Below are 24,123 nucleotides of genomic sequence, written 5' to 3' on the forward strand. Positions count from 1 at the left end.
TGTGGGTATAGAAGACAGGCATCGGCGTCAGCGTCAGCGTCCGCATCCGCATCCGCATCCGCATCCGCATCCGCATCCGCATCCGCATCCGCATCCGCATCCGCATCCGCATCCGCATCCGCATCCGTGTCGTCCGGCGGCGTACCGGGCGGATTGGTGCCGCTGCCGGGCTGCGGCGTGAGGAAGACGGGGAAGGCCGAGCTGTCGTCGCCGCCACCGGCCAGGGCGCCGAGGACCAGTCCGCCGCCGAGGGCGGCGAGGGCGAACTCGCCCAGGCCCATACCGCCCGCCAGGATGGGGGCGGCCTTCTTGACGGCGAGGGCGGCCGAGTCGACGCCCGAGTCGATCTGGAGGTCGCCGGCGTCGAGGCCGACGTCGAGCTGCGAACCGCCGCCGTCGAGCAGGCGCGTGTTCAGGGTGGCGTCGGTGCCGCCGATGAAGGTGCCGGCGATGGGTTGGGCACTGGGGCCGGCCGGATTGAAGACCACGCCAGCCTGGCCGTCCTGCGGCACCAGCACGCGGTCGCCGGCTTGCAGCACCTGGTTGGCCTGCGCGGGCAGGTTGACGCCGTCCCGCACCACCGTCACGCCGGGGGAGACCTGGGTGAGGGTGCCGATGCCGGCCGCGGCGTTGCCGCTGCCGGCACCCGCCAGGCCGGCCATGCCGCTGCCACCCACCGGCGTTGCCACCGCGCCACCCGCGGGGCCCTGCGCCAGGACCAGGGGGGCTGCGCCGAAGTCGTTGCTGCCCGTCGTCGTCGTGTTCGTTGCCATCGCTCTTGCTCCACACATCGGGTTAAGGATGTGGGCAAGGGGGCAAAAGCCATGCCCCGCGCGAAAGGGCCGTCAGAAGGCCTGAAATCGTGGATTTTTTGGCGTTTTGGCTGGATTTGCAGGGCTGGCCGCCGATGTGTTCCGCGCGACGTTACGTAACGCGGACCGTGACGCGGCCGTGACGGACGGCTGCGGGACGGCCGCTCGGCCCGGCCCGGCCCGGGGTGGCGCGCCGCTCAGCCCACCAGCGCCTGCGCGAATTCGCGGGCGTCGAAGGTTTCCAGGTCTTCCAGCTTCTCGCCGACGCCGATGAAGTAGACCGGCACGGGCGCGGTGCCCGGCTTGGTCCGCGCGCGTTCCTCGCCCCAGCGGGCGATGGCGCACAGCACGCCGCCCTTGGCGGTGCCATCCAGCTTGGTGACGACCAGGCCGGTGAGGCCCAGGGCATCGTCGAAGGCCTTGACCTGGGCCAGCGCGTTCTGGCCGGTGTTGCCGTCGATGACCAGCAGCACCTCGTGCGGCGCCAGGGCGCCGCTGCCGCTGCCGTCGGTGTCGGCCTTGGCGATGACACGCTTGATCTTCCGGAGCTCGTCCATCAGGTGCAGCTGCGTGGGCAGGCGGCCGGCGGTGTCGACCAGCACCACGTCCTTGCCGCGCGCCTTGCCGGCGTTGACGGCATCGAAGGCGACGGCGGACGGGTCGCCGCCGGCCTGGCTGACGATCTCCACCAGGTTGCGGTCGGCCCAGATGGCGAGCTGCTCGCGCGCGGCGGCGCGGAAGGTGTCGGCCGCGGCCAGCAGCACGGTGCAGCCTTCGTTGGCCAGATGTTTGGTGAGCTTGCCGATGGAGGTGGTCTTGCCCGCGCCGTTGACGCCCGCGACCATGATGACGGTGGGCGTGTGGCGGCCGATCTCCAGCGGCTTCTCGAGCGGCTTGAGCACCTCGGCCACGGCATCCACCAGCAGGCCGCGCACGGCCTGCGGCGTGGTCGCGCTGTGGCGCCAGACGCGGTCCTTGAGGTCCTGCAGGATGTGCTCGGCGGCCGGGATGCCGGTGTCGGCCATCAGCAGGGCGTCTTCCAGCTGTTCGTAGAGCGCGTCGTCGATCTGCGCGTTGACGAACACCGCCTGGATGCCGCTGCCGGTCTTCTTGAGGCCGGTCTTGAGGCGGTCCAGCCAGCCCTGGCGCGCCGCCGACGCCGTGGGGGCGGCTGCAGGGGCAGGGGTGGCCGCCCGGATGGCGAAGGTGTCTGGCGCAGCGACTGGCGAAGGCGAAGGCACTGCGGGCGCTGCCGGCGTGACGGCAGGCGCCGGCGCCACTGGCGCGCCGACCGGCGCTGCGTCGGGCGTCGGCGTCCAGGCCACGGGCGGCGTCGGCGCTTCGACCGCAATCTGCGCGGGTGTAGGCGCCGCTGGCGCCGGGACCGGCGTGGGCGCCGCGATGGGCGGCGGCACCGGTGCCGAGGGCGCAGCCGCCGGAGCGGCTGGCGGTGGCGCCCAGGCTGCCGGTGCCGCCGGCGATGGTGGAGGCACCGTGGCAGGCGCCGTCGGCGCCACCACCGGTGCCGGCGCCGCGACCGGGGCCGCCACCGGCGCACTGGGCTTGTTCCCGAACCAGCTCGACGGCGAGAACACCGACCGTCCGCTCCCCGTCTCGGCTGCAGGTGCCGGGGGCGGCGAGGCGGGGGAGGAACCGGCCGGTGCCGCGGGCTCGGCCGGCGGCTTTTTCTTGAAAAAACTGAACATCCAGGCGCTTTTTAGAATCCGAGGCATTCTATGAAACACCCCCTGCCGAGCCGCCGGTCCCGCGCGACGGCCCTGCTGGCGGCCTGCCTTGCCCTGGCACCGGCCGCCCAGGCCCAACAGCCCCCAGCCACCGATCCGCCCGCCACCCCTTCGGCCCTGCCGGCCAGCGCGCAGCCGCCCCGGCAGTTCCGGCTGTCCAACGGCATGACGCTCATCGTCCAGCCCGACCACCGGGCGCCCACCGCCGTGCAGATGCTGTGGGTGCGCGTCGGCTCGGTCGACGAGCTGGACGGCACCAGCGGCGTGGCCCACGTGGTCGAGCACATGATGTTCAAGGGCTCTGCCCTGCTCAAGCCGGGCGAATTCTCGCGCCGGGTGGCCGCCCTCGGCGGGCGCGAGAACGCCTTCACCACCCGCGACTACACCGGCTACTACCAGCAGATTCCCGTCGAACGGCTGGAAGAGGCCATGCGGCTGGAAGCCGACCGCTTCGCCAGCAACCAGTGGCCCGACGACGAGTTCCGCCGCGAGATCGAGGTGGTGAAGGAAGAGCGCCGCATGCGCACCGAAGACCAGCCGCGCGCCCTGCTGGGCGAGCAGCAGAACGCCGCCATCTTCGACGCCTCGCCCTACCGCCGGCCGGTGGTCGGCTGGATGAGCGACCTGTCGGCCATGACGCCCGACGACGTGCGCGCCTTCTACCGCCGCTGGTACGTGCCCGCCAATGCGGCCATCGTGGTGGCCGGCGACGTCGATCCGCAGCAGGTGCTGGCCCTGGCCGAGCGCTATTACGGCGGCATCCCGGCGCGCGCCGTGCCCGTGCGCAAGCCCTACACCGAGCTGCCGCAGCGCGGCATCCGCCGCATCGAATTCAAGGCGCCGGCGGAACAGGCCTATGTGTCGCTCGCCTTCCGCGTGCCACAGCTGCAGAACCTGGACGAGGACAGCGACGCCTGGGCGCTGCTGGTGCTGGCGGCCGTGCTCGACGGCTACAACGGCTCCCGCCTCGACCGTGCCCTGGTTCGCGGCCCCGAGCGCGTGGCCGACAGCGTCGGCGCCGGCTACGGCCTGTATGGCCGGGGGCCGCAGGTCTTCTCGCTGGTCGGCGTACCGGCGGCGGGCAAGACGAGCGAGGCGCTGGAGGCCGCGCTGCGCGCCCAGGTCGCCCGCATCGCGCAGGACGGCGTGAGCGAGGCCGAGCTCGCCCGCGTCAAGACCCAGTGGGTGGCCAGCGAGACCTACAAGCGCGACTCCGTGATGGCCCAGGCCCGCGAACTCGGCAGCCAGTGGGTGCAGGGCCTGCCGCTGGATGCGGATGCCCGCATGCTCGCCAGGCTGGTGGCCGTGACGCCCGCGCAGGTGCAGGCCGTGGCCGGCCGCTACTTCGGCGACGACCAGCTCACGGTCGCCACGCTGCGGCCGCAGCCGATGTCCCAGCGCGAGCCGCGCTCGCGCAGTCCCTTCGGTCCGGCGGGAGAACTCCGATGAAGCGCCCATCCCTGTCCCTCCTGCAGCGCGGCGGCCGACTGCTGGCGCTGGCCACCCTGGCCGGCGCGGCGATGGCGGCCCAGGCCGGTATCCGGATCGAGCACTGGCGCCTGGCCAATGGCGCCCAGGTCTATTTGGCGCGCACCGATGCCCTGCCCATCGTCGACGTGCAGATGGACGTCGACGGCGGCAGCCGGCGCGACCCCGCCGCGCAGGCCGGCCTGGCCGGCGCCACCGCCGGCATGGTCGAGAAAGGCGTGCGCGCCCTCGGCGCAGAGCCGGCCCTCGACGAGAACCAGCTCGGCGAGGCCTGGGCCGACCTGGGCGCGGAGTTCGACGTCGGCGCCAGCGCCGACCGCATGAGCTTCACCCTGCGCAGCCTGGCCGACCCGGTGCTGCTGGCCAAGGCCGCCCGCCTGGCGGCGCGCGAGATCGGCGACCCCGCCTTCCCCGACGCCGTGTGGCGGCGCGAGCGCGAGCGCATCGCCGCCGGCCTGCGCGAGGCCGACACCCGGCCCGGCAGCGTCGCGGCCCGTGCCTTCGGCCAGGCCGTCTACGGCGGCCATCCCTATGGCCAGGAGATGACGCAGGCCACGCTGGCCGCCATCGGCACCGAGGACCTGCGGCGCTTCCATGCGCAATGGGTGGTGCCCTGCCGCGCCAAGCTCAGCATCGTCGGTGCGATCGACCGTGCCGGTGCCGAGCGGCTGGCCACGCAGCTGCTGTCGCGCCTGCCCCAGCAGGGCTGCCCGGCCGCCGCGCCGGTGGCCGAGGTGCCGCCGCTGGCCGAGGCGCGCACCGAGCGCATCGCCTTCGGCTCGGCCCAGGCCCATGTGTGGATCGGCCAGCCCGGCTACCGGCGTGCCGACCCGGACCATTTCGCGCTGACGCTCGGCAACTACATCCTGGGCGGCGGCGGTTTCGTCTCGCGGCTGACCGAGGCGGTGCGCGAGCAGCGCGGGCTGGCCTACAGCGTCTACAGCGGTTTCTCGCCCGGCCTGCATGCGGGCGCGTTCCGCATCGGCTTCCAGACCCGGCCCGACCAGGCGGCGCAGGCGGTGACGGTGGCGCGCGAGGTGCTCGCCCGGTTCGTCGCCGACGGGCCGACCCCGGCCGAGCTGCAGGCCGCCAAGGACAACCTGATCGGCGGCTTCCCGCTGCTGCTGGACAGCAACCGCAAGCTGGTGGGCAACGTGGCCAACATCGCCTGGAACGACCTGCCGCTGGACTACCTGGACACCTGGCGCGAGCGCATGAACGCCGTGACGGTGCAGGACGTGCGCGCCGCCTTCCAGCGCACGCTGCAGCCGCAGCGCATGGTGACGGTGATCGTAGGCGGCAAGGACGGCGCCGGCTCCTGAGTCTGTCTGCCCGGCCGCCGCGCCGGGGCGCGGCCTTTCACTGCAGCAGTTCTGTCTTGGCGGCTTGCACGACGACCTGCGTCAGCTGCGCCAGCAGCGGTACGGCCAGGCGGGCGCGCTGCCAGTGGAGCGGCACGTCCAGCGGCGTGCCGGGCCGCAGTTCGACCAGCCGGCCGGCCGCGAGGTGCGGTGCCGCCAGTGCCTGCGGATGCAGCCCCCAGCCCATCCCTGACACCGCCGCGGCGACGAAGGCATGGGCGGCGGGCACGCGGTGCTGGGGGAGCGCCACATCCTCGCCCAGGGTCTGGCGCACCCAGCGGGCCTGCAGCTCGTCCTTCTGATCGAAGCGCAGGCTGGGTGCGCGGGCGAGCGCGTCGGCGTCCACCCCCTGGGCGAAGTGCGCGGCCACGAAGGCCGGGCTGGCGGCGGCCACGTAGCGCATGGCGCCCAGCGGCCGGACCTGGCACCCGGGGGCGGGTTCGGCCAGCGCGGTGACGGCCGCCAGCACGGCGCCGCTGCGCAGCCGCTCGGCGGTATGGTCCTGGTCGTCCACCATCAGGTCCAGCAGGACCGGGGCGTCGGCGGCAAAACGGGCAGCGGCCGGCATGAACCAGCCGGCCAGGCTGTCGGCGTTGACGGCCACGCTCAGGCGTGGGCGGGCCGTGCGCCCGTCGGCGGCGGCAGGCAGCGAGGCGACCAGGTCGTGTTCCAGCAGGCGCACCTGCTCGACGTGGCCGCAGAGCCGGCGGCCGGTGTCGGTGGCGGTGCAGGGCTGGCCCCGCACGACCAGCGCGCAGCCCATGCGCTCTTCCAGCAGCCGCACCCGCTGCGACACGGCAGACGGTGTGACATGCAGCGTGCGCGCCGCGCGTTCGAAGCTGCCTTCGCGCACGACGGCCTGCAATGCGGCCAGGGCGGTGTAGTCGAGCATTGATGAAGTTTTTCTTAATCAGATTAAGAAGATTCAGTTTGGCTAAATATGCCCGCGCGGGCAAGCTCGGCGCATGCTGTCTTCTCTTGTGGACCCGATCGCCTTCGCTCAGGGGCTGCTGCTCAGTCTGGGCCTGATCGTCGCCATTGGGGCACAGAATGCCTTCGTGCTGCGCCAGGGCCTGCTGGGCGCCCATGTCGGGCCGGTGGTGGCCTTCTGCGCCGCCATGGATGCGCTGCTCGTTGCGGCCGGCGTGGCCGGGCTCGGCGGATTGCTTGGCGACCGGCCCGCACTGTCTCGCGCCCTGGCGGGAGTGGGCGCCGTCTTTCTGGCGGTCTATGGCTGGCGGGCACTGCGGCGCAGCCGCTCGCCCGACGCGCTGCGGGCCGGCGGGGCGGCGTCCTCGGCCTCGCGCGGGGCGGTGCTGCTGCAGGCGGCGGCCTTCACCCTGCTCAACCCGCATGTTTACCTGGATACCGTGCTGCTGCTGGGCAGCGTGGGCGCCCGCCATCCCCCGGGCGCGCGCCTCGCCTTCGTGGCCGGCGCGGCAGCGGCCAGCGCCGGCTGGTTCGTGCTGCTGGGCTTCGGCGCCCGCCGGCTCGCGCCCTGGTTCGCACGGCCGAGCGCCTGGCAGTGGCTGGACCGGCTGATCGGGGCGATCATGCTCGTGCTGTCCTTCGCGCTGGCCGTGCAGGCCGTCCGGGGGCTGCCGTGGCCGTAGCCGCCGCGAGGGCCGGGGACGGCACGGCCAGGCCGGGCGGGTGCGCGCCTGCGCACCGTTAAGCTCGGCCGCATGACCCGCAACAGCAGCAAGCCTTCCCACCCCGCCGGCGGCCGCGCGCACGAGGTGCGCATCATCGGCGGCCAGTGGCGCCGCACCCGCCTGGCCGTGGCCGACCGGCCCGGCCTGCGGCCCACGCCCGACCGGGTGCGCGAAACCCTCTTCAACTGGCTGGCCAGCCTCGCCGGCGCGGGCGGCGGCGAATTGCCGGGCTGGCGCTGCATCGACGTCTTCGCCGGCACTGGCGCGCTGGGCTTCGAGGCCGCCTCGCGCGGCGCCGCCGAAGTGCTGCTGTGCGAGCAGGATGCGGCCCTGGTGCAGCCTATGCACGCCCTGCGCGACAAGCTGGAGGCGGACAGCGTCAAGGTGCAGCGCGGCGACGGCGCGGCCTGGCTGGAACGCAGCGCGCCCGGCCACTGGCATGCCGTCTTCATCGATCCGCCCTTCGACCAGGCGGCGCTCTACCAGCGCGCGCTCCAGGCCGCCGCGCCGGCGCTGCAGGCCGACGGCGTGGTCTACCTGGAGGCGGCCGAGGCCTGGCCGGACGAGCGGCTGGCGCCCTTCGGCCTGCAGGTCTTCCGGCACCTGAAGGCCGGCGCCGTGCACGCGCACCTGCTCAAGCGCCTGGCCGCAGCGGCCTGAGGCGCGTCCGCGCGCGCCTGGCGGGCGGCATGGTGCAGTGCAGCGCGGCGTACATAATGCGCCCGAGACAACCCCGGCTCCCGCCCTGGAGGAAGAGAGATGACGACCGATGTGATTGCCGTCTACCCCGGCACCTTCGACCCCATGACGCTCGGCCATGAAGACGTCGTGCGACGCGCCACCCAGCTGTTCCCCCGCGTCATCGTGGCCGTGGCGGCGGGTCATCACAAGAAGGCGCTGTTCTCGCTGGCCGAGCGCATCGAGATGGCGCGCGCGGTGGCCGAGCCCTTCGGCGACCGCGTCACCGTCGAGAGCTTTTCCGGCCTGCTGCGCGACTTCGTGGTCGCCCGCGGCGGCAAGGCCATGGTGCGCGGCCTGCGGGCCGTCACCGACTTCGACTACGAATTCCAGCTGGCCGGCATGAACCGCTCCCTCATGCCCGAGGTCGAGACCGTGTTCCTCACGCCCAGCGACAAGTACCAGTTCATCTCCAGCACCTTCGTGCGCGAGATCGCGATGCTGGGTGGCGAGGTCGACAAGTTCGTCTCGCCGCACGTGCAGCAACGCCTGGCCGAGAAGGTGCGCAGCCTGGGCCGCGAATGAGCGCCTGCGCGCCGTCGGCGTCCCGCCCGCGGATGCGCTCCTCGCCACCGAAGTACGAAGCCCGCCCTTGAGCCAGTCCCCGTCTCCACGCCTGCATGCCCTGGGCGATGCGGCCCTGCTGTGCGAACTGCCGCCGCCGGCCACGCTGCCGGCGCAGCAGCGCATCTGGGCGCTGGCGCGTGAGGCCGTGGCCTGGCCCGAGGTGCAGGAGGTGCTGCCGGGCATGAACAACCTCACCCTGCTGTTCGATCCGCAGCAGGTCGATGCCGGCGAGCTGGAGCTCCGGGTCCTCACCGCCTGGCCCGCGCTGGCCGGGCAGGCCGAGGGCACCGGCCGGCTGGTGGAGATTCCGGTCGCCTACGGCGGCGACCAGGGTCCCGATCTGCACGACGTCGCCCGCCACACCGGCCTGTCGGCGGCCGAGGTGGTGCGCCGCCATGCGGCGGGCGAGTACGTGGTGTATCTGCTGGGCTTCCTGCCCGGCTTCGCCTTCATGGGCGGCCTGGCGCCCGAGCTGCACACGCCGCGGCGGCGCGAGCCGCGTACCGCCGTGCCGGCGCGCTCGGTCGGCATCGGCGGTGCGCAGACCGGCATCTATCCGCTCGATTCGCCCGGCGGCTGGCAGCTGATCGGCCGCACGCCGCTGGCCCTGTTCGATCCGGCCGCCGAGCCGCCCACGCTGCTGCAGCCGGGCGACCGGGTGCGCTTCGTGCCCGAAAGCGTGACGCTGTGATCCTCGTCCACAAGCCGGGCCTGCTCGCCTCGGTCCAGGACCTGGGCCGCGACGGACATCGGCAGCGCGGCATCTGCCCCGGTGGTGCGCTGGACCGCGCGGCGCTGGCCGTGGCCAACCGGCTGGTGGGCAATGCGTCCGGCGCCGCCGGGCTCGAACTCACGATGGGCAATGCCGAGTTGCGTTTCGAGGCGCCCACGCGCATCGCGCTGATGGGCGACGACTTCGGCGCCCGCCTGGACGGACGCGCGCTGCACCCGGGCTGGAGCATGCCGGTGCCGGCCGGCGCGCGCCTCGTGCTGGGCGGTGCCAACGTCCGGCCGGGCAAGGCGGGCGTGCGCAGCTGGCTGGCCGTGGCGGGCGGCATCGACGTGCCACTGGTGCTGGGTTCGCGCAGCACCGACCTCAAGGCCGGCTTCGGCGGGCTGGACGGCCGCGCGCTGAAAAAGGGCGACCGGCTGCCGGTGGGCGCTTCGGCGCTGGGCGAGGCGCAGCGCGCGCGGCGCGCCTTCGGCGTCCACCCGCTCGACCCCTGGCGCGACGAGGGCGCGGCCGATCCGGTCTGCGCATTGCCGCCCGACGACGGCGTGTGGCCGCTGCGCGTGATGCCCGGCCCCGAGTACACGCAGTTCGGCGCGCCGGCCCGCGCGCAGTTCTGGCAGGCCGCCTGGCGCATCACGCCGCAGAGCAACCGCATGGGCAGCCGGCTCGACGGCCCCGTGCTGCGGCGCGAGCAGGAGGCCGACATGCTGTCCGCCGGCGTGGTGCCCGGCACCATCCAGGTGCCGCCCTCGGGCCAGCCCATCGTGCTGATGGGCGATGCCCAGACCACCGGCGGCTATCCGCGCATCGGCGTGGTGGTCCGTGCCGACCTGTGGAAGCTGGCGCAGGCGCCGCTGGGCAGCCGGCTGCGCATGGTCGAGGTGGACGCTGCCGCGGCGGCCCGGGCCTGGCAGGCGCTGGAGCGCTGGCGCCACGACATCGACCGCGGCCTGGCTGCCCTCGGCTGGCCGGCGGCGGCGCCGGTGCGGCTCTGAACTTCTTCCTGGAGCGATACCCCATGCAGATCGACCTGAACGCCGACCTCGGCGAAGGCGCCGGCAACGACGAGGCCCTGCTGGGCCTGGTGAGCTCGGCCAACATTGCCTGCGGCTGGCACGCCGGCGACGCGCTGACCATGCAGCAGTGCGTGCGCTGGGCGCTGGCCAAGGGCGTGGCCATCGGCGCGCATCCCAGCTTTCCGGACCGCGAGAACTTCGGCCGCAGCGCCATGCAGCTGCCGCCGGCGCAGATCGTGGCCGACATGCTCTACCAGATCGGCGCGCTGGACGCGATCGTCCGCGCCGAAGGCGGTCGCCTGGCCCACGTCAAGCCGCACGGCATGCTCTACAACCAGGCCGTGAAGGAGCCCGAACTGGCCGCGGCGCTGTGCGAGGCGGTGCGCCGCTTCGACCCCGCCCTCAAGTTCTTCGGCCTGGCCGGCAGCGGCATGATCGACGCGGCGCGCGCCGCCGGCCTGACGCCGGTGGAAGAGGTGTTTGCCGACCGTGGCTACATGCCAGACGGCAGCCTGGTGCCGCGCAGCCAGCCGGGCGCGCTGATCGAGGACGAGGACCAGTCGCTCGCGCAGACGCTGTCGCTGGTGCGCGAACGGCGCGTCACGGCCATCGACGGCAGCGTGGTGCCGGTCAACGCGCAGAGCGTGTGCCTGCACGGCGACGGCGCCCACGCGCTGGCCTTCGCGCGGCGCATCCGCGAGCGCCTGGCGGCCGAGGGCATCGCCGTGACGCCCTTCGCTGGCTGACGCGCCGTCCTGGCGGGCCCGTCTACCGCTTCTCACCCCAGCGTGTCGTACACGCCCTTCTCGAAGCGCTCGAGCAGCGCCATCACCCGCGCATCCGCGAAGGGGAAGGTCTGCGTGGCCAGCAGCCCGGCGATGCCCGTGTGCGGATCGATCCAGAAGAAGCTGTTGGCCAGTCCCGCCCAGGAGAGGCTGCCCGCGGGCCGGCCGGTGGGCGCCTGTTGCTCGTTGATCTGGAAGGCCAGGCTCCAGCGCTTGGCGAGGCCCGGAAAGAACTCCGCGTCGGCCGTGAGCGGGATGGCGGCCTTGAGCAGGCTTACGCGCGCATTGCCGATCTGGTTGAGCGACAGGTGCGTGGTCACCGTCTCGGGCCGCAGCACCCGGGCGCCGTCCAGCTGGCCCAGGTTGAGCACCATGCGCATGAAGCGGGCGTAGTCGCCCATGGTGCTGTAGAGCCCGCCGCCGCCCATGTGGAATTCGGGCTCCTGCGTGATTTCGAAGGGGAAGGGCGCGAAGGCGCCGTCCTCGCCACGCAGGTGCACACCGGCCAGCCGCTCGCGCATGGAAGGCGTGATGCGAAAGCCGGTGTTCCCCATGCCCAGTGGCTCCCAGAGGTTCTGGCGCATGAACTCGCCCAGCGTGAGGCCGCTCACGGTCTCGACCATGCGGCCGGCCCAGTCGATGCCCACACCGTATTCCCAGCGCTCGCCCGGATCGGCCACCAGCGGCAGCGTCAAGGCCTTGAGCTGGCAGCCGATGACGCCGGGGATGTCCAGGGCCGCCTGCACCTTCTGCATGTCGGGGTTCCAGATCTCGTAGCTGCAGCCGGAACTGTGCGAGAGCAGGTGGCGCAGCGTGATCGGCCGCCTGGGTGGCCGCGTGGTCGGCCGGCCCTCCGCATCGAAGCCGGTCAGCACGCCCAGCTCGCCGATGGCGGGCAGGACGCGGGCGGCGGGCGCGTCCAGATCGAGCAGGCCACGTTCCACGCACTGCACGGCCGCGACCGAGGTGAGGGCCTTGGTCATGGAGGCGATCCAGAGCACGGTATCGGACGTCATGGCGACGCCGCTGCCCAACTGGCGCTCGCCCGCTGCACCTTCATAGACCAGGCCGTCGCGATCGGCCACGAGGGCCACCACGCCGGGGGCCTGGCCGCTGGCCACGCCTTCGGCCAGGATGGTGTCGAGGGTCGTCTTGAGAGTCATGTCTGTCTCCTGTCTCCTGTGTCGTTGGAAGCACGCACGCTGGCGCGGCGGCCGCGCGGGCGGCCTGCCGGAAAAGTCTAGGAAGCCGTTGCCCCGGCGGCTCGCCGTATCGCGCCAGCCGGCTGGCCGGTGCGTGCCAGCCGAGGCACAGCGCGCAGGCGTTCAGCGCAGGGCCTGGGCGCGAAAGGCGGCGGGCGCGATGCCGCGCTGACGCAGGAACTGCCGTGCGAAGTGCGAGGCGTCGGCAAAGCCGCAGCGCCGGCCGATCTCGGCCACGCCCAGGTGGCGCAGGCGCGGCTGCGCCAGCATGCCGGCGGCGGCCTCCACCCGCAATGCCATCAGCGTTGGCAGGAAGCCGCGGCCCCCGGCCGCCATGGCGCGGTGCAGGGCGCGCAGCGACACGCCGGCCTCGGTGGCAACCTCGGCGGCCGTCAGCCCAGCTTGCATGAAGCGCGCGCGCAGCACGCCGAGGATTCGGGCCTGCGCATCGGCTGACTCCGGCTGCGTCGGCGCGTGCGCATCGCCCAGCAGCGAGAGCAGGCCGCCCAGCTGGGCCTCAATCAAGGCGTCATGGTCGGCCGGCTGCTGGCGCAGCGCCCGGGGCACCAGCGCCTCCTTGACGCCACGAAGCGCCAGACCCCAGCCGGCGTCGGCGCGTAGCGGCCGGCCGATGAGCCGGGCCGGGTCGGCCACCCAATGCGCCACCCAGTCGATGGGCAGTTCGATGGACAGGTCATCCAGCCCCGCACCGAAGTCGAAGGCATAGGGCTCGCGCGAGTCGATCAGCACCGCGTCGCCAGGCTGCAGCAGGGCCGTGTGGCCGGCCTGGGCTGCGCGCCACGGCAGGCGCGGCTGCGAGAGCAGGTAGTAGGCGTTGTGCTGGCTGCGCGCAATGTCGGCCGCCCCGCGCACGATCTTCTGCGGAGTGCCGCGCGCCTGATGTGGAAGGATGCGCTGCAGGGCACAGCGCTCGATGCTGCCGAAGAAGCCGTCGCGCTGCAGCGGCACGGCGTCCATCTCCAGCACGGTGGCGTGCAGCGCATCGCGCCAGCCGCGCAGCCGCTGGGGCTCGGGCAGGCTTTCCGAAGACCAGGAACAGAGGCTTCTCATGGGCGACCTCGGCAGCGGACAGGAGGCCGAGCATACGTCCGATGGCGCGCGCCGCAGATGCTTCTGCCGGGGACGGATGCTGCTTCGTCGGGCGCGCCGCGCGGGATCGCTCTCAGCGCAGGAAGGGCGCCAGCCAGCGCAGCAGCGCCGCATTCACGGCGTCGGGGCATTCCATGGTCAGCATGTGGCCGGCCTCGGGCAGCCACACCACCTCGGCCTGGAGGACCAGCGCGGCCATCGCGCGCGTGCAGTCGGGCGGTGTGAGCCGGTCGGCCTCGCCGCACATCAGCAGTACGGGACAGCGCAGGCCGCCCAGGTGCAGCCGCGCATCGGGCCGGACCATCACGGCGCGGTTCTGGCGGATCAGCTGTTCGGCGCCGGCGTCCAGCACCATGGCCAGGTAGCGCTGCACCAGGGCCGGGTCTGCGGCATTCGCCGGATGGAAGGCGAAGGCCACGTTGGCCCGGATCACCGCCTCGGCACGGCCGGCAGCGAACTCCTCGATGGCGGCGCTGCGCAGTGCGTGCATCTCCGGCGTCTCCGGCAGCGGCGAGGTGCCGAGCAGGGCCAGGCCGGCGACGCGCTCCGGTGCCTGGCGGGCGGCTTCCATGGCCACCATGCCGCCCATGGAGGCGCCGGCCAGCAGCAACGGGCCCTCTTCTTCGTCCAGCAGTGCGCGCGCCATCGCCTCGATGCTGCCGTGGCGTCGGCTGACATCCGCCACGCGGGGGCGCAAGGCGTCGGGCATGGCGGGCAGCTGCGCCGCCCACAGGCGTTCGTCGCAGGCGAGACCGGGCAGGAAGACGAGGCGGGCAGGGGTGTCGGCAGGCATCCGTCCATTGTTGCAGCGGCGTGGCGGCCATGCGCCATCGGCATAGGCTGCACGGCCAGCAGCCAGCCTGGCGGGCGCTGCCTAGACTTTCCGCTGTTGCCCACGCAGGAGTACCTTCCCATGAACCTGGTCCAACGCGTGCAGGACATCCTGCTGCGCCCCAAGCGCACCTGGCCCGAGATCGCGGCCGAGTCCACCGACACGGCCACGCTCTACCGCGACTATCTGTTGATCCTGGCGGTCATCCCGGCCGTGGCGGACTTCATCGGGCTGTCGATCATCGGGGCAGGCGTGTTCGGCGTCCGCTTCCGCATGCCCATCGTGAGCGGGCTGATGCAGGCCATCGTGAGCTACGTGCTTTCGCTGGTAATGGTCTATGTGCTGGCGCTGATCGTCAACGCGCTGGCGCCGAGCTTCGGTGGTCGGCGCAGTCCCATCCAGGCGCTCAAGCTGGTGGCCTATGCCAGCACCGCCGGCTTCGTGGGCGGCATCTTCGGCCTGTTGCCTGCGCTGGCGGTGCTGGGCGCGCTGGTGGGCCTTTATTCGGTCTTTCTTTTCTACATCGGCGTGCCGGTGCTCATGGAGTGCCCCGCCGAGAAGGCACTGGTCTACACGGTGGTGTTCGCGCTGTGTGCCATCGTGGCGTCGGTGGTGGTGGGCGCATTGCTGTCGGTGTTCACGCCGGCGCCCCGACTGCCGGTAGGTGCCTGGCTTCCAATCTTGACCGTGGCCTGACGTGGGCCGCAGGCGGCCATGGACAATGGCCGGAGCATGCCCACCGACCTGATCCTCATCCGCCATGGCGAGACGGACTGGAACCGCGAACTGCGCTTCCAGGGCCACATCGACGTTCCCCTCAACGACACCGGCCATGAGCAGGCGCGCCGCCTGGGCCTGGCGCTGGCGCACGCGCCGGTGCGCCACATCGTCTGCAGCGACCTGCTGCGCACCCAGCAGACGGCGGCGCCCGCGGCGCAGCAGCTGGGCCTGCCGGTGCGCACCACCGTCACGCTGCGCGAACAGGCCTTCGGCGTGGGCGAGGGCCTGCGGGCCGAGGAAATCCGCGAGAAGCATCCCGAGGCCTGGGACGGCTGGCTGCGCTTCGAGGCCGACCGTTCGCTGCCCGGCGGGGAGAGCACGCGCCAGTTCCATGCCCGCGTGATGCAGGCGCTGGCCGACATCGCGGCCCAGCACGTGGGCGAGCCGGTGCTGGTGGTCACGCACGGCGGCGTGCTCGACATGGTGTGGCGCACGGTGCACGGCCTGGGCCTGGACGGTCCGCGGCAAAGCGACATTCCCAACGCCGGCATCAACCGCATCCGCATCGACGACCCGGCGCGGCCCGAGGCCCTGGCCATCGTCGGCTGGGCCGAGACGGCGCACCTGGAAGGCCTGGGCCCGCAGCCCAGCTACGACCAGCGCCGGCATCTGAAGCTCTGAAGCCGCCCATGAACCCCATCTGGATCGACACCGATCTCGGCTTCGACGACCTGGCCGCCGTGATCACGGTGGCGCAGCAGCCGGGCTGGACCATCGACGGCCTCTCGCTGGTGGCCGGCAACGCGCCGCTGCCGGTGGTGACCGACAACGCCCTGCGCGCCGCGCACTGCTTCGGCTGGCGCATGCCCATCCATGCGGGCTGCGCGGCGCCGCTGGTGGGGCCGCTGGTGACGGCGCAGAACATCCTGGGCGAGGACGCGATGGCGTCGGCCGGCGCGCAACTGCCGCAGGAGCGCGCGGCGCTCGATGCCCTGCCTGCGGTCGATGCGTTGGCCGTCTGGCTGCGGCAGGCCGCGGCACCGGCCACGGTGCTGGCGCTGGGCCCGCTCACCAACCTCGCCACGCTGCTGCAGCGCGATCCCACGCTCGCGCCGCGCATCGGCCGGCTGGTCTGGATGGGCGGCAGCGCCGGTCCCGGCAACCACACGGCCGCGGCCGAGTTCAATGCCGCGGTGGACCCGGAAGCCATCAACGTCGTGCTCGATGCCGGCGTGCCGCTGGAGATGGTGGGCCTGGACGCCTGCCGCCAGGCCCGCGTGCATGCGGCCGACGCCGACGCCTTGCGCGCCCTCGGCACGCCGCGCGGGCGCCTGCTCGGCGACCTGCTGCTGGGCTACGTGCGCATCGCCAGCCCGGACGGCCGCCTGCCCATGTCGCTGTACGACCCCACGGCCGCCGCCGCACTGGTGGATGCCGACTGCATGGAGTGGCGCCCGGCCCACGTGGTGGCCGAATGCGAAGGCCGCCACACGCGCGGCATGACCGTGGTGGAGTGGCGCGTGCCGCGCAAGGCCGCGGCCAATGCGCGCGTGGCCCACATCGCCGACGAGGCACGCGTGCGGCGCGTGGTGCTGGACGCCCTGGCCGCTGCTGCCGCCTGAGCCCGAGCCTGGCGCTGGGTCGGCTGCAGCGCGCATCGCCTTCCGGAGCGCCGCGCACTACGATGGCCCGATGACCGACGCGCTCACCCATTTCTGCCACGCCCTGCCCAAGGTGGAACTGCATTGCCACCTGCTGGGCACCGTGCGGCACGACACCTTCAGCGACCTGGCGCGGCGTGCCAGGGCGGCCATCACCCAGCCCGAGATCGACGCGTTCTACATCCGCGGCGAGAAGCCGGTGGGCGTGCTCAAGGCCCTGCGCACGCTCGATGCGCAGCTCATCCGCTCACCCGACGACCTGCACCGGCTGACCTACGAATACCTGCAGGACGCCGCCGCCCATACCGTGCGCTATGCCGAGTTCTTCTGGAACCCCACGGGCACGGCGCAGAAATCGGGCATCGCCTATCCGCAGGCGGTGGCCGCCATCGTGCGCGCCATCCACGATGCCAAGGCCGACCACGGCATCGTCGGCCGGCTCATCCCCGCCATCGACCGCGAGGCCTCGCCCGAGGCCGCCGTGGAGATGGTCGAATGGGTGCGGGCCCACCGCGCGGACGAGGTGGTGGGCATCGGCATCGACTACAGCGAGATCGACCATCCACCCGAATGGTTCGCGCCCGCCTATGCGCTGGCACGCGAGGCCGGCCTCAAGACCACCGCCCATGCCGGCGAGTTCGGCATGCCCTGGACCAACGTGCGCACCGCCGTCGAGCTGCTCAAGGTGGACCGCATCGACCACGGCTACACCATCGTCGACGCGCCCGACTTCGCGCGCGAATGCGCCGACCGCGGCATCGTCTTCACCGTGGTGCCGACCAATTCCTACTACCTGCGCACGCTGCCGCCCGAGCGCTGGGCGCTGGACCATCCCATCCGCCGCATGCCGGGCCTGGGCCTGCGCATCCATCCCAACACCGACGACCCGACGCTGCACCTGGTGACGCCCACGCAGGCCTGGCGCAAGATGGTGAGCGACTTCGGCTTCACGCACGAGGACCTGCGCGGCTTCATGCTCAACGGCCTGGATGCGGCCTGGATCGACGACAGTACGCGCCGCGACTGGCACGCTGCGTTCACGCGGGAATGCGATGCGCTGATGGCGGCGTGAACGTCAGTTTCAGTGGTCGTCGTCCTCGCGCTGGTGGCGCAGGGCGGTGACGACGACCGCAGGATCGTTTTCGATCGGAGCCAGGTGTCGCCTCAGCGAGATTCGGAGTCGGTTTGGCTGCCCATGGCCTTTGCAAGTCTGGAGGCCATGCGGCTGCGCATCGTCTCCAGAGCCTCGTCGGCATCGATCAGCTCGCCCGTTTCGCGTGAGTGTGCGAGGGAGGTGCGGCCCTTTGCAATGAACGCCTGCTGTGCCTGAGCATCGCGCATCGACTGCCGGCCCGGATCCGGCACCGGCGTCGCCGCCAGCAGCCGCTGGGTGTACGCATGCTGCGGCCGCTCCAGCACCTCGTCGGCGCTGCCGCTTTCGACCACGCGGCCGCCGGTCATCACCAGTACGCGGTCGGCCAGGGCGCGCACCACGCCCAGATCGTGGGTGATGAACAGATAGGCCAGGCCGCGCGCGCGCTGCAGCTCGGCCATCAGCCGCAGGATCTGCGCGCGGATGGAGACGTCGAGCGCCGAGACCGGCTCGTCCGCCACGATCACCGCCGGCTCCGAGGCCAGGGCCCGGGCGATGCCCACGCGCTGGCGCTGGCCGCCCGACAGCTCGTGCGGCAGCCGGTGGCGAAAGTGCGCGGGCGGCAGGCCGACCTGCACCAGCAGCGCATCGACTTCGCGCGCGCACGCGGCGGCGTCCAGGCCGCGGTTGTGGCGCAGCGGCAGGGCCACGCTCTGGCCGATGGTGTGGCGCGGGTTAAGGGAGCCGCCGGTGTCCTGGAAGACGACCTGCACCTCGCGGCGGAAGCGCTGCCAGGCGGGACCGCGCAATTGCGCGACGTCCTCGCCGCGGAACAGCACCTGGCCGGCGCTGGGCGCCGTCAGGCCCAGCAGCATGCGGCCCAGTGTGGTCTTGCCGCTGCCGCTTTCGCCGACCAGCGCCACCACCTCGCCGGGATGGATCTGCAGCGACACGCCATCGACCGCCAACTGGGTCTGTCGCGCGCGCCACAGGCTGCCCGTGCCGCGCTGGGGGAAGCTGCGGCCGACGTCGCGGGCTTCGAGCAGCGGCGCAGTGGATACGGCGCCATGGCCGTCCTGCAGCGGCGCGGGGTGCGCGCCGGAAAGGATCGTGGGAGCGTTCATGCGCGCACCGCCATCGTCGTCCACGCGTTCGCGCTGCCGCGCTCGGCGCTCAGGTGGCAACGGTCCGCGCCTTCGCCCAGGCCGCTGCCGAGCAAGGCCGGCGGCTGCACGTCGCACAGGCCGGGCCTTGCGATGGGGCAGCGCGGATGGAAGCGGCAGCCGCTGGGCCAGCGCCCGGCGATGGGCACCGCGCCGGGAATGGAGAACAGCGAATGCGCCCGCGAGCGCGGCGTGAGGATGCTGCCCAGCAGCCCCTGGGTGTACGGGTGCCGCGGCGCGGCGAACAGCGGGCCGACGGCCTCCTGCTCGACGATCTCGCCGGCGTACATCACGTTGACGCGCTGGCAAGTCTCGGCGACCACGCCCAGGTCGTGGGTGATGAGCAGGATGCCCAGGTCCAGTTCGCGCCGCAGCCGCGCGAGCAGCTGCAGGATGCCGGCCTGCACCGTCACGTCGAGCGCGGTGGTGGGCTCGTCGGCGATCAGCAGGGCGGGGCGCATGGCCAGCGCCGCGGCGATGAGGATGCGCTGGCGCTGGCCACCCGAGAGTTCGTGCGGATACTTGCGCGCCGTCTGCGCGGGCTGGGGCAGTTCCATCAGCTCGATCAGTTCCCGCACGCGGGCGTCGAGCCCGTCGGTGCGGCCATGGGCGCGCAGCGGCTCGGCGATCTGGCGGCCGACGGGGATCAGCGGGTCGAGGTAGCTGGTCGGGTCCTGGAAGACCATGCCGATGCCCGCACCGCGCACCTGCCGCATCGATTCGGCATCCAGGCCGCGCAGGTCGCGGCCCTGCAGCCGCACCTCGCCCTCGGCCACGCGGGCCAGCGGCGAAGGGAACAGGTTCATCAGCGCGAAGGCCGTCATCGACTTGCCGGAGCCCGATTCGCCGACCAGGCCCACGGCCTCGCCGCGGCGCACGGTGAAGCTCACATCGCGCACCACGCGCAGCGCCTGCGCGCCGCGGCCCACGTCGACCGACAGGCCGCGCACGTCGAGCAGCGGCGGGTCGGCCGAGGCGCCCTGCGGATCGCCGCCGAACATCGCGGCGGAGGCGGACGCGCCGTTCATCGGAAGGACTCCCCGCGCGGATTGAGCGCATCGTTCAGGGCGTCGCCCAGCAGGTTGAAGCCGAGCACCGTGAGCGCGATGGCCAGGCCCGGAAAGACCGACGTCCACCAGGCATCGCGCAGGTACTGCTGCGCCTCGTTGAGCATGGTGCCCCAGGACACCAGGTTGGGATCGCCCAGGCCGAAGAAGCTCAGGCTGGCCTCGATCAGGATGGCCATGGCGATGTCCAGCGAGCCCAGCACGATGATCGGCGCCGCCACGTTGGGCAGGATCTCGCGCAGGATGATGCCGCCGTGGCCCATGCCCGCCACGCGCGCCGCCTCCACGAACTGCGACTGCCGCAGGCTGGCCACCGACGCCCGCACCACCCGCGCCAGCTGCGGCCACGACAGCGCGGCGATCACCATCACCATCTTGGCGACGCTGGTGCCGTAGAGCGCGATGACGATCAGCGCCACCACGAAGCGCGGCAGGGTCTGGAAGAACTCGGCCGTGCGCATCAGCACCGCGTCGAGCAGCCCGCCGAAATAGCCGGCCAGCGCGCCCACGACGACGCCGACGGCCACCGCCAGCAGCGCGCTGGCGACGCCCACGATCAGCGAGATGCGCGAGCCGTGCACCACCCGCGCCCAGACGTCGCGGCCCAGGTCGTCGGTGCCCAGCCAGTGCCCGGAGGACAGGGGCGGCAGCAGCGCATCGCCGCCGCCGGAGAGCGGATCGACTCGGCCCACCCAGGGCGCCAGGATCGCCGTGGCCAGCAGCAGCACCAGCCAGGCCAGGGCCAGCCGGCTGCCCGGCCGGCGCAGCAGGCGGCGCCAGAAGCCGACGCGCTGGAAGGCCGTGCCCACCGCGGGCTCGGTCGCCAGCGGCAAGGAGGGAGAAGAGGAGGTTGTCATCGTCGTTCAGCGCCGAGGCCGTGCGTCATGCGCGTTCCAGACGGGGGTCGAGGAGCCGGTGAAGGATGTCGGTGAGCAGGTTGGCCAGCACCACCGTCACCGACACCATCAGCAGGATGGCCAGCATGACGGGATAGTCGCGCTTGGCGATGGATTCGTAGAGCAGCCGGCCGATGCCCGGCCAGGCGAACACGGCCTCGATCAGCGCCGAGCCGGCCAGCACGAAGCCGAGGTTGTAGCCGATGACGGTGAGCACCGGCGCCGCCGCGTTGCGCAGCGCATGGCCGATCACCACCTGCCATTCGGCGCTGCCGCGGGCACGGGCCGCGAGGATGTAGTCGGCGTTCATCACCTCCAGCATCGAGGCGCGCGTGATCCGCGTGATGAGCGTCAGGTAGCGCATCGACAGCGCCAGCGCCGGCAGCAGCAGGTAGCGCAGGTGCTGCACGAAGCCCTCCCAGCCCGGCGCCACGCCGCGCACCGGGTTGTAGCCCTGCGAGGGCAGCCAGCCCAGGCCGATGGCGAAGGCCAGGATCAGCAGCTGGCCCAGCCAGAAGTCCGGTACCGCATAGCCGGCCGACGAGGCCGCCTGGATCGCCGAGTCGGCCGGCCCGCCGCGCGAGCGTGCGGCCAGCACGCCGAAGGCGACGCCCAGCACGCTGGCCAGGCCGAGCGCGGTGAGCGTCAGCTCCAGCGTGGCGCCCAGCCGCTCCAGGATCAGGCTGGCCACCGGCTGCTGGTTGGCGAAGGAATAGCCGAAGTCGCCCTGCAGCACCTTGCCCAGGTAGTGCAGCAGCTGCATCCACACGGGCTGGTCCAGGCCGTAGTCGCGGCGCATCTGCGCCAGGTACTCGGGCGGCGCCGGAAAGTCGCCGACCAGCAGCGTGATCGGGTCGCCCGGCGTGAAGGCGATCAGCAGAAAGTTGAGCACCACCACCGCGAGCAGCAGCGGCGCCGCCTGCATCAGGCGGCGCAGGATGAAGCGTCCCATCGGACCGGCGGGCCGCGCTCAGTCGGCGCGGCGCACGCCGGCCCACTGGTCGCGCGCGTCCAGCGCGGGGAACACGCCGCTGAGCTTCTTCGAGGCGGTGTCCACCGTCTCTTCGTCGAAGAGCACCAGCGAGGGCAGGTCCTCGTTCAGGATCACCTGCAGCGCCTTGTAGTCGCGGGCGCGCTGGGCGCGGTCCACCGAGGTGGCGGCCTCGGCCAGCAGCGCATCGACCTTGGGGTTGGAATAGCCGCTGGCGTTGGTGTTGGGCGCCGTGCCGGTGTAGGTGGTGTACAGGCGCGTGTAGCCGATGGCCGGATCGCCGGCCGAGAAGTAGGAGGCCAGCGTCATGTCGAAGTCGCGCTTGGCGAACACGCGGTCGTAGTACACCGAGCGCTCCAGCGGCTCCAGCCTGACCTCCAGCCCGATCTGGCGCAGGTTGTCCTGGATGATCTGTGCCTGTGCACGCATCTGCGCGCGGCCTGCATCGAAGGGCAGGCGCAGCGTGGTCGTGCCGGGCTTCACGCCCAGCTTGTCGAGCAGGGCCTTGGCCTTGCCGGGGTTGAGCGGGTACTTGCGGTCGTAGCCCACCTCGTCGTTCATCAGCCACTTGAAGCCGTCGCCGAAGGCGCCCGCGCCCGGCCGGGCGATGCCGCCCATCACCTGCTTGACCAGCCGCGGCCGGTCGATGGCGAAGGCCAGCGCATGGCGCGCCTCCACCTTCGACAGCAGCGGCGACTGCGTGTTGAACATCAGGAAATAGATGGCCGGGATGTTGACCCCGCGGCGCGTGGCCAGGCCCTTGTCGGCCAGGATGCGCGGCACTTCGGGCTTGGGCGTGTAGAAGTCCAGCAGCTCGTCGATCTCGCCCGTCTGCAGCGCCGGCACCCGGTTGGCCGCCTGCGGGATGACCTGGAAGATCAGGCTCTGCAGGTAGGGCTTGCCGGCATCCCAGTACTGGTCGTTGCGCACCAGCGTGATGGCCGAGCCGCGCTTCCAGTCGCCGAACTTGAAGGGGCCGGTGCCCACCGGCTTCTGGTTGGCGGGGTTGGTGCCCACGTTGCCGTTCTCGTACAGGTGCTTCGGCAGGATGGGCGCATCGAACACCGTCATCTGCGACAGGAAGGGCGCATAGGGCTTCTGCAGCCTGATGACGACGGTGGAGGCGTCGGGCGCGTCCACCTCCACGCCCAGGTTCTTGAACACCGGCGCGGCGCGCGGATGCAGCTTGCCCACGATCTCGGTCAGCGAGAAGCGCACGTCGGCGCTGCTGAAGTCGCGGCCGTCGTGCCACTTGACGCCCTTGCGGAGCGTGAAGCGGTAGGTCTTGCCGTCGGGCGAGACGGTCCAGGCCGTGGCCAGCGAGGGCTGCGGGTTGTACTGCTGGTCCAGCCAGACCAGGCCTTCGAGGATCTTGGCCGACACGTCGCCGGCGGCGAAGTCGGTGGTGGTGCCCAGGTTGAGCGTGGGCGGGTCGGCGTCGATGCCCAGCACGGCCGTGCCCTTGCCGGTGGCGGCCCAGGCACGCGGGCCCGTGGCCAGCCCGCCGGCCAGGGCGATGGCGCCCAGGCCGAGCTGGCGGCGGGTGAGGGAAGGAAGAAGGTCGGAGGGAGCCATGGTGTTGTGGATTCTGGGCAGGCCGGAAGGGCACTGTTTATAGCAAGTTCGAGGCCATTTTCCGGGCTGGCTGAGGGCTTCGTTCTGAGACGCCCGTTGCACGGCGGCGTGGACGTCCGCCCGCAGGCGCAGAATGCGCAGCTTTCGCTGACCGGTGCTCGCTGGCCGGCGACTGGCACGGCCACTGCAAGCCCCTTCGCATGATCGACGTTCCCATCCATCCCGGCATCGCCGCCCACCTCGACGACATGGTCGGCCTGCGCCGGCAGATCCATGCCCATCCCGAGTTGGGCTATGAGGAAGAGCAGACCAGCGCGCTGGTCGCCGAGCGCCTGGCGCGCTGGGGCTACACCGTGCACCGCGGCCTGGGCGGCACCGGCGTGGTGGGCACGCTGACCGTGGGCGCTGGCGGCAAGCGCCTGGGCCTGCGTGCCGACATGGATGCGCTGCCCATGACCGAGACCACCGGCCTGCCCTGGGCCAGCCGCCAGCCCGGCCGCATGCATGCCTGCGGCCACGACGGCCACACCGCCACGCTGCTGGCAGCGGCGCAGGTGCTGGCCGCGAGCCGGGCCTTCAGCGGCACGCTCAACCTCATCTTCCAGCCCGCCGAGGAAGGCCTGATGGGCGCCAAGCGGATGGTGGAAGAAGGGCTGTTCGAGCGCTTTCCCTGCGATGCCGTCTATGCGTACCACAACGAACCCGGCTTCCCGGCCGGGCGCTTCGGCTTCCTGCCCGGGCCGATCTACAGTTCGTCCGACACGGCCGTCATCACCATCGAAGGCAAGGGGGGCCATGGCGCCATGCCGCACACCACGGTGGACCCGGTGGTGGTGGCCGCGCACCTGATCCTCGCGCTGCAGACGCTGGTCTCGCGCGAGGTGGACCCGAACGACATGGCGGTGGTGACGGT

At 72.3% G+C, this 24,123-nt stretch carries 24 protein-coding genes and 1 pseudogene; 14 read left to right on the forward strand and 11 right to left on the reverse strand.

Going from position 1 to position 24,123, the window contains the following annotated elements; all coding sequences use genetic code 11:
• Together NS331_RS01800 and ftsY are read right to left on the reverse strand one after the other, a co-directional pair.
• Positions 1-773: pseudogene (locus NS331_RS01800) on the reverse strand (hypothetical protein); the annotation flags it as partial.
• 236 nt (positions 774-1,009) lie between these two features.
• Positions 1,010-2,164 carry a signal recognition particle-docking protein FtsY gene (gene ftsY, locus NS331_RS01805; RefSeq protein ID WP_242873621.1) on the reverse strand — a complete coding sequence of 385 codons (1,155 nt, stop codon included), beginning with the start codon at positions 2,162-2,164 and terminating at the stop codon, positions 1,010-1,012.
• Here ftsY and NS331_RS27045 point away from each other — a divergent pair.
• Genes NS331_RS27045 through NS331_RS01815 form a run of 3 tightly spaced genes read left to right on the forward strand, consistent with a single transcriptional unit; the run spans position 2,070 to position 5,367 of the window.
• Positions 2,070-2,552: a hypothetical protein gene (locus NS331_RS27045; protein WP_242873623.1), complete on the forward strand. Its 483-nt coding sequence runs from the start codon at positions 2,070-2,072 to the stop codon at positions 2,550-2,552. The two genes, ftsY and NS331_RS27045, sit on opposite strands and share 95 nt — an antisense overlap.
• Positions 2,549-4,006: a M16 family metallopeptidase gene (locus tag NS331_RS01810; RefSeq protein WP_058640316.1), complete on the forward strand. Its 1,458-nt coding sequence runs from the start codon at positions 2,549-2,551 to the stop codon at positions 4,004-4,006. The genes NS331_RS27045 and NS331_RS01810 overlap by 4 nt, the downstream gene beginning before the upstream one ends.
• Positions 4,003-5,367: a M16 family metallopeptidase gene (locus tag NS331_RS01815; RefSeq protein WP_058640317.1), complete on the forward strand. Its 1,365-nt coding sequence runs from the start codon at positions 4,003-4,005 to the stop codon at positions 5,365-5,367. The genes NS331_RS01810 and NS331_RS01815 overlap by 4 nt, the downstream gene beginning before the upstream one ends.
• A 37-nt stretch (positions 5,368-5,404) precedes the next feature.
• Here NS331_RS01815 and NS331_RS01820 read toward each other — a convergent pair whose 3' ends face one another.
• Complete coding sequence (locus NS331_RS01820; RefSeq protein WP_058640318.1) at positions 5,405-6,298, reverse strand: LysR family transcriptional regulator ArgP; 894 nt, start codon at positions 6,296-6,298, stop codon at positions 5,405-5,407.
• A gap of 73 nt (positions 6,299-6,371) precedes the next feature.
• Here NS331_RS01820 and NS331_RS01825 point away from each other — a divergent pair, with 73 nt between their 5' ends.
• The 6 genes from NS331_RS01825 (at position 6,372) to pxpA (ending at position 10,861) form a co-directional block, all read left to right on the forward strand.
• Positions 6,372-7,019, forward strand: a complete 648-nt coding sequence (locus NS331_RS01825; RefSeq protein ID WP_058640319.1) for a LysE/ArgO family amino acid transporter — start codon at positions 6,372-6,374, stop codon at positions 7,017-7,019.
• A 72-nt stretch (positions 7,020-7,091) separates the two neighbouring features.
• The gene (locus tag NS331_RS01830; RefSeq protein WP_058640320.1) at positions 7,092-7,721 is read left to right on the forward strand and encodes an RsmD family RNA methyltransferase; all 630 of its coding nucleotides are present in this window, start codon (positions 7,092-7,094) and stop codon (positions 7,719-7,721) included.
• Between the two features lie 99 nt (positions 7,722-7,820).
• Positions 7,821-8,324 carry a pantetheine-phosphate adenylyltransferase gene (coaD, locus tag NS331_RS01835; RefSeq protein ID WP_058640321.1) on the forward strand — a complete coding sequence of 168 codons (504 nt, stop codon included), beginning with the start codon at positions 7,821-7,823 and terminating at the stop codon, positions 8,322-8,324.
• 67 nt (positions 8,325-8,391) lie between these two features.
• Positions 8,392-9,057, forward strand: coding sequence for a 5-oxoprolinase subunit PxpB (gene pxpB, locus NS331_RS01840; RefSeq protein ID WP_058640322.1), 666 nt, complete (start codon positions 8,392-8,394; stop codon positions 9,055-9,057).
• On the forward strand, positions 9,054-10,094 hold the full coding sequence (locus NS331_RS01845) for a 5-oxoprolinase subunit C family protein (protein WP_058640323.1): 1,041 nt from the start codon (positions 9,054-9,056) through the stop codon (positions 10,092-10,094). Before pxpB ends, NS331_RS01845 begins: the two co-directional genes overlap by 4 nt.
• A 23-nt stretch (positions 10,095-10,117) precedes the next feature.
• A complete protein-coding gene (pxpA, locus tag NS331_RS01850) occupies positions 10,118-10,861 on the forward strand; it encodes a 5-oxoprolinase subunit PxpA (protein ID WP_058640324.1) in 744 nt (247 codons plus the stop codon).
• Positions 10,862-10,893: 32 nt separating this feature from the next.
• Here pxpA and NS331_RS01855 read toward each other — a convergent pair whose 3' ends face one another.
• From NS331_RS01855 to NS331_RS01865, 3 genes are all read right to left on the reverse strand, one after another.
• Positions 10,894-12,063: a serine hydrolase domain-containing protein gene (locus NS331_RS01855; protein ID WP_058640325.1), complete on the reverse strand. Its 1,170-nt coding sequence runs from the start codon at positions 12,061-12,063 to the stop codon at positions 10,894-10,896.
• Positions 12,064-12,225: 162 nt separating this feature from the next.
• Complete coding sequence (locus tag NS331_RS01860; RefSeq protein ID WP_058640326.1) at positions 12,226-13,173, reverse strand: helix-turn-helix domain-containing protein; 948 nt, start codon at positions 13,171-13,173, stop codon at positions 12,226-12,228.
• Positions 13,174-13,285: 112 nt separating this feature from the next.
• Complete coding sequence (locus tag NS331_RS01865; protein ID WP_058640327.1) at positions 13,286-14,005, reverse strand: alpha/beta fold hydrolase; 720 nt, start codon at positions 14,003-14,005, stop codon at positions 13,286-13,288.
• A 120-nt stretch (positions 14,006-14,125) separates the two neighbouring features.
• Between NS331_RS01865 and NS331_RS01870 the strand changes: the two genes are divergently transcribed.
• The 4 genes from NS331_RS01870 to add all read left to right on the forward strand — a co-directional run bounded on the left by NS331_RS01870 (position 14,126) and on the right by add (position 17,497).
• A complete protein-coding gene (locus NS331_RS01870) occupies positions 14,126-14,740 on the forward strand; it encodes a Yip1 family protein (RefSeq protein WP_058640328.1) in 615 nt (204 codons plus the stop codon).
• Positions 14,741-14,776: 36 nt separating this feature from the next.
• Positions 14,777-15,445, forward strand: a complete 669-nt coding sequence (locus NS331_RS01875; protein WP_058640334.1) for a histidine phosphatase family protein — start codon at positions 14,777-14,779, stop codon at positions 15,443-15,445.
• An 8-nt stretch (positions 15,446-15,453) separates the two neighbouring features.
• Entirely contained in the window at positions 15,454-16,386 is a 933-nt protein-coding gene (locus tag NS331_RS01880; protein WP_058640329.1) for a nucleoside hydrolase, read from the forward strand.
• Between the two features lie 70 nt (positions 16,387-16,456).
• A complete protein-coding gene (add, locus tag NS331_RS01885) occupies positions 16,457-17,497 on the forward strand; it encodes an adenosine deaminase (protein WP_058640330.1) in 1,041 nt (346 codons plus the stop codon).
• 92 nt (positions 17,498-17,589) lie between these two features.
• On the opposite strand, the gene NS331_RS01890 is transcribed toward add, so the two are convergent.
• The 5 genes from NS331_RS01890 to NS331_RS01910 are packed head-to-tail and all read right to left on the reverse strand — an operon-like array spanning position 17,590 to position 23,210.
• Entirely contained in the window at positions 17,590-18,642 is a 1,053-nt protein-coding gene (locus NS331_RS01890) for an ATP-binding cassette domain-containing protein (protein ID WP_082702198.1), read from the reverse strand.
• Positions 18,639-19,709 (reverse strand): ABC transporter ATP-binding protein, encoded by a 1,071-nt coding sequence (locus NS331_RS01895; protein ID WP_058640331.1) that lies wholly within the window; start codon positions 19,707-19,709, stop codon positions 18,639-18,641. Before NS331_RS01895 ends, NS331_RS01890 begins: the two co-directional genes overlap by 4 nt.
• Positions 19,706-20,605 (reverse strand): ABC transporter permease, encoded by a 900-nt coding sequence (locus tag NS331_RS01900; RefSeq protein ID WP_082702197.1) that lies wholly within the window; start codon positions 20,603-20,605, stop codon positions 19,706-19,708. The genes NS331_RS01895 and NS331_RS01900 overlap by 4 nt, the downstream gene beginning before the upstream one ends.
• Before the next feature lie 25 nt (positions 20,606-20,630).
• Positions 20,631-21,596: an ABC transporter permease gene (locus NS331_RS01905; RefSeq protein ID WP_058640332.1), complete on the reverse strand. Its 966-nt coding sequence runs from the start codon at positions 21,594-21,596 to the stop codon at positions 20,631-20,633.
• 18 nt (positions 21,597-21,614) lie between these two features.
• Positions 21,615-23,210, reverse strand: a complete 1,596-nt coding sequence (locus NS331_RS01910) for an ABC transporter substrate-binding protein (RefSeq protein ID WP_058640333.1) — start codon at positions 23,208-23,210, stop codon at positions 21,615-21,617.
• Between the two features lie 200 nt (positions 23,211-23,410).
• Between NS331_RS01910 and NS331_RS01915 the strand changes: the two genes are divergently transcribed.
• The coding region (locus tag NS331_RS01915; protein ID WP_153012709.1) for an amidohydrolase at positions 23,411-24,123 on the forward strand (713 nt) is incomplete at its 3' end.

Origin of the sequence: Pseudacidovorax intermedius, from assembly GCF_001476815.1 — a bacterium.
Lineage (GTDB): Bacteria > Pseudomonadota > Gammaproteobacteria > Burkholderiales > Burkholderiaceae_C > Xenophilus > Xenophilus intermedius_A.

Coding starts and splice junctions, on each gene's coding strand:
- coaD (WP_058640321.1), top strand. CDS start 7,821: ATGACGACCGATGTGATTGCCGTCTACCCCGGCACCTTCGACCCCATG.
- NS331_RS01820 (WP_058640318.1), bottom strand. CDS start 6,298: ATGCTCGACTACACCGCCCTGGCCGCATTGCAGGCCGTCGTGCGCGAA.
- NS331_RS01815 (WP_058640317.1), top strand. CDS start 4,003: ATGAAGCGCCCATCCCTGTCCCTCCTGCAGCGCGGCGGCCGACTGCTG.
- NS331_RS01890 (WP_082702198.1), bottom strand. CDS start 18,642: ATGAACGCTCCCACGATCCTTTCCGGCGCGCACCCCGCGCCGCTGCAG.
- NS331_RS01865 (WP_058640327.1), bottom strand. CDS start 14,005: ATGCCTGCCGACACCCCTGCCCGCCTCGTCTTCCTGCCCGGTCTCGCC.
- NS331_RS01905 (WP_058640332.1), bottom strand. CDS start 21,596: ATGGGACGCTTCATCCTGCGCCGCCTGATGCAGGCGGCGCCGCTGCTG.
- NS331_RS01900 (WP_082702197.1), bottom strand. CDS start 20,605: ATGACAACCTCCTCTTCTCCCTCCTTGCCGCTGGCGACCGAGCCCGCG.
- NS331_RS01875 (WP_058640334.1), top strand. CDS start 14,777: ATGCCCACCGACCTGATCCTCATCCGCCATGGCGAGACGGACTGGAAC.
- NS331_RS01910 (WP_058640333.1), bottom strand. CDS start 23,210: ATGGCTCCCTCCGACCTTCTTCCTTCCCTCACCCGCCGCCAGCTCGGC.
- NS331_RS01870 (WP_058640328.1), top strand. CDS start 14,126: ATGAACCTGGTCCAACGCGTGCAGGACATCCTGCTGCGCCCCAAGCGC.
- NS331_RS01880 (WP_058640329.1), top strand. CDS start 15,454: ATGAACCCCATCTGGATCGACACCGATCTCGGCTTCGACGACCTGGCC.
- NS331_RS01860 (WP_058640326.1), bottom strand. CDS start 13,173: ATGAGAAGCCTCTGTTCCTGGTCTTCGGAAAGCCTGCCCGAGCCCCAG.
- add (WP_058640330.1), top strand. CDS start 16,457: ATGACCGACGCGCTCACCCATTTCTGCCACGCCCTGCCCAAGGTGGAA.
- NS331_RS01830 (WP_058640320.1), top strand. CDS start 7,092: ATGACCCGCAACAGCAGCAAGCCTTCCCACCCCGCCGGCGGCCGCGCG.
- NS331_RS01895 (WP_058640331.1), bottom strand. CDS start 19,709: ATGAACGGCGCGTCCGCCTCCGCCGCGATGTTCGGCGGCGATCCGCAG.
- NS331_RS01855 (WP_058640325.1), bottom strand. CDS start 12,063: ATGACTCTCAAGACGACCCTCGACACCATCCTGGCCGAAGGCGTGGCC.
- pxpA (WP_058640324.1), top strand. CDS start 10,118: ATGCAGATCGACCTGAACGCCGACCTCGGCGAAGGCGCCGGCAACGAC.
- NS331_RS01810 (WP_058640316.1), top strand. CDS start 2,549: ATGAAACACCCCCTGCCGAGCCGCCGGTCCCGCGCGACGGCCCTGCTG.
- NS331_RS01825 (WP_058640319.1), top strand. CDS start 6,372: ATGCTGTCTTCTCTTGTGGACCCGATCGCCTTCGCTCAGGGGCTGCTG.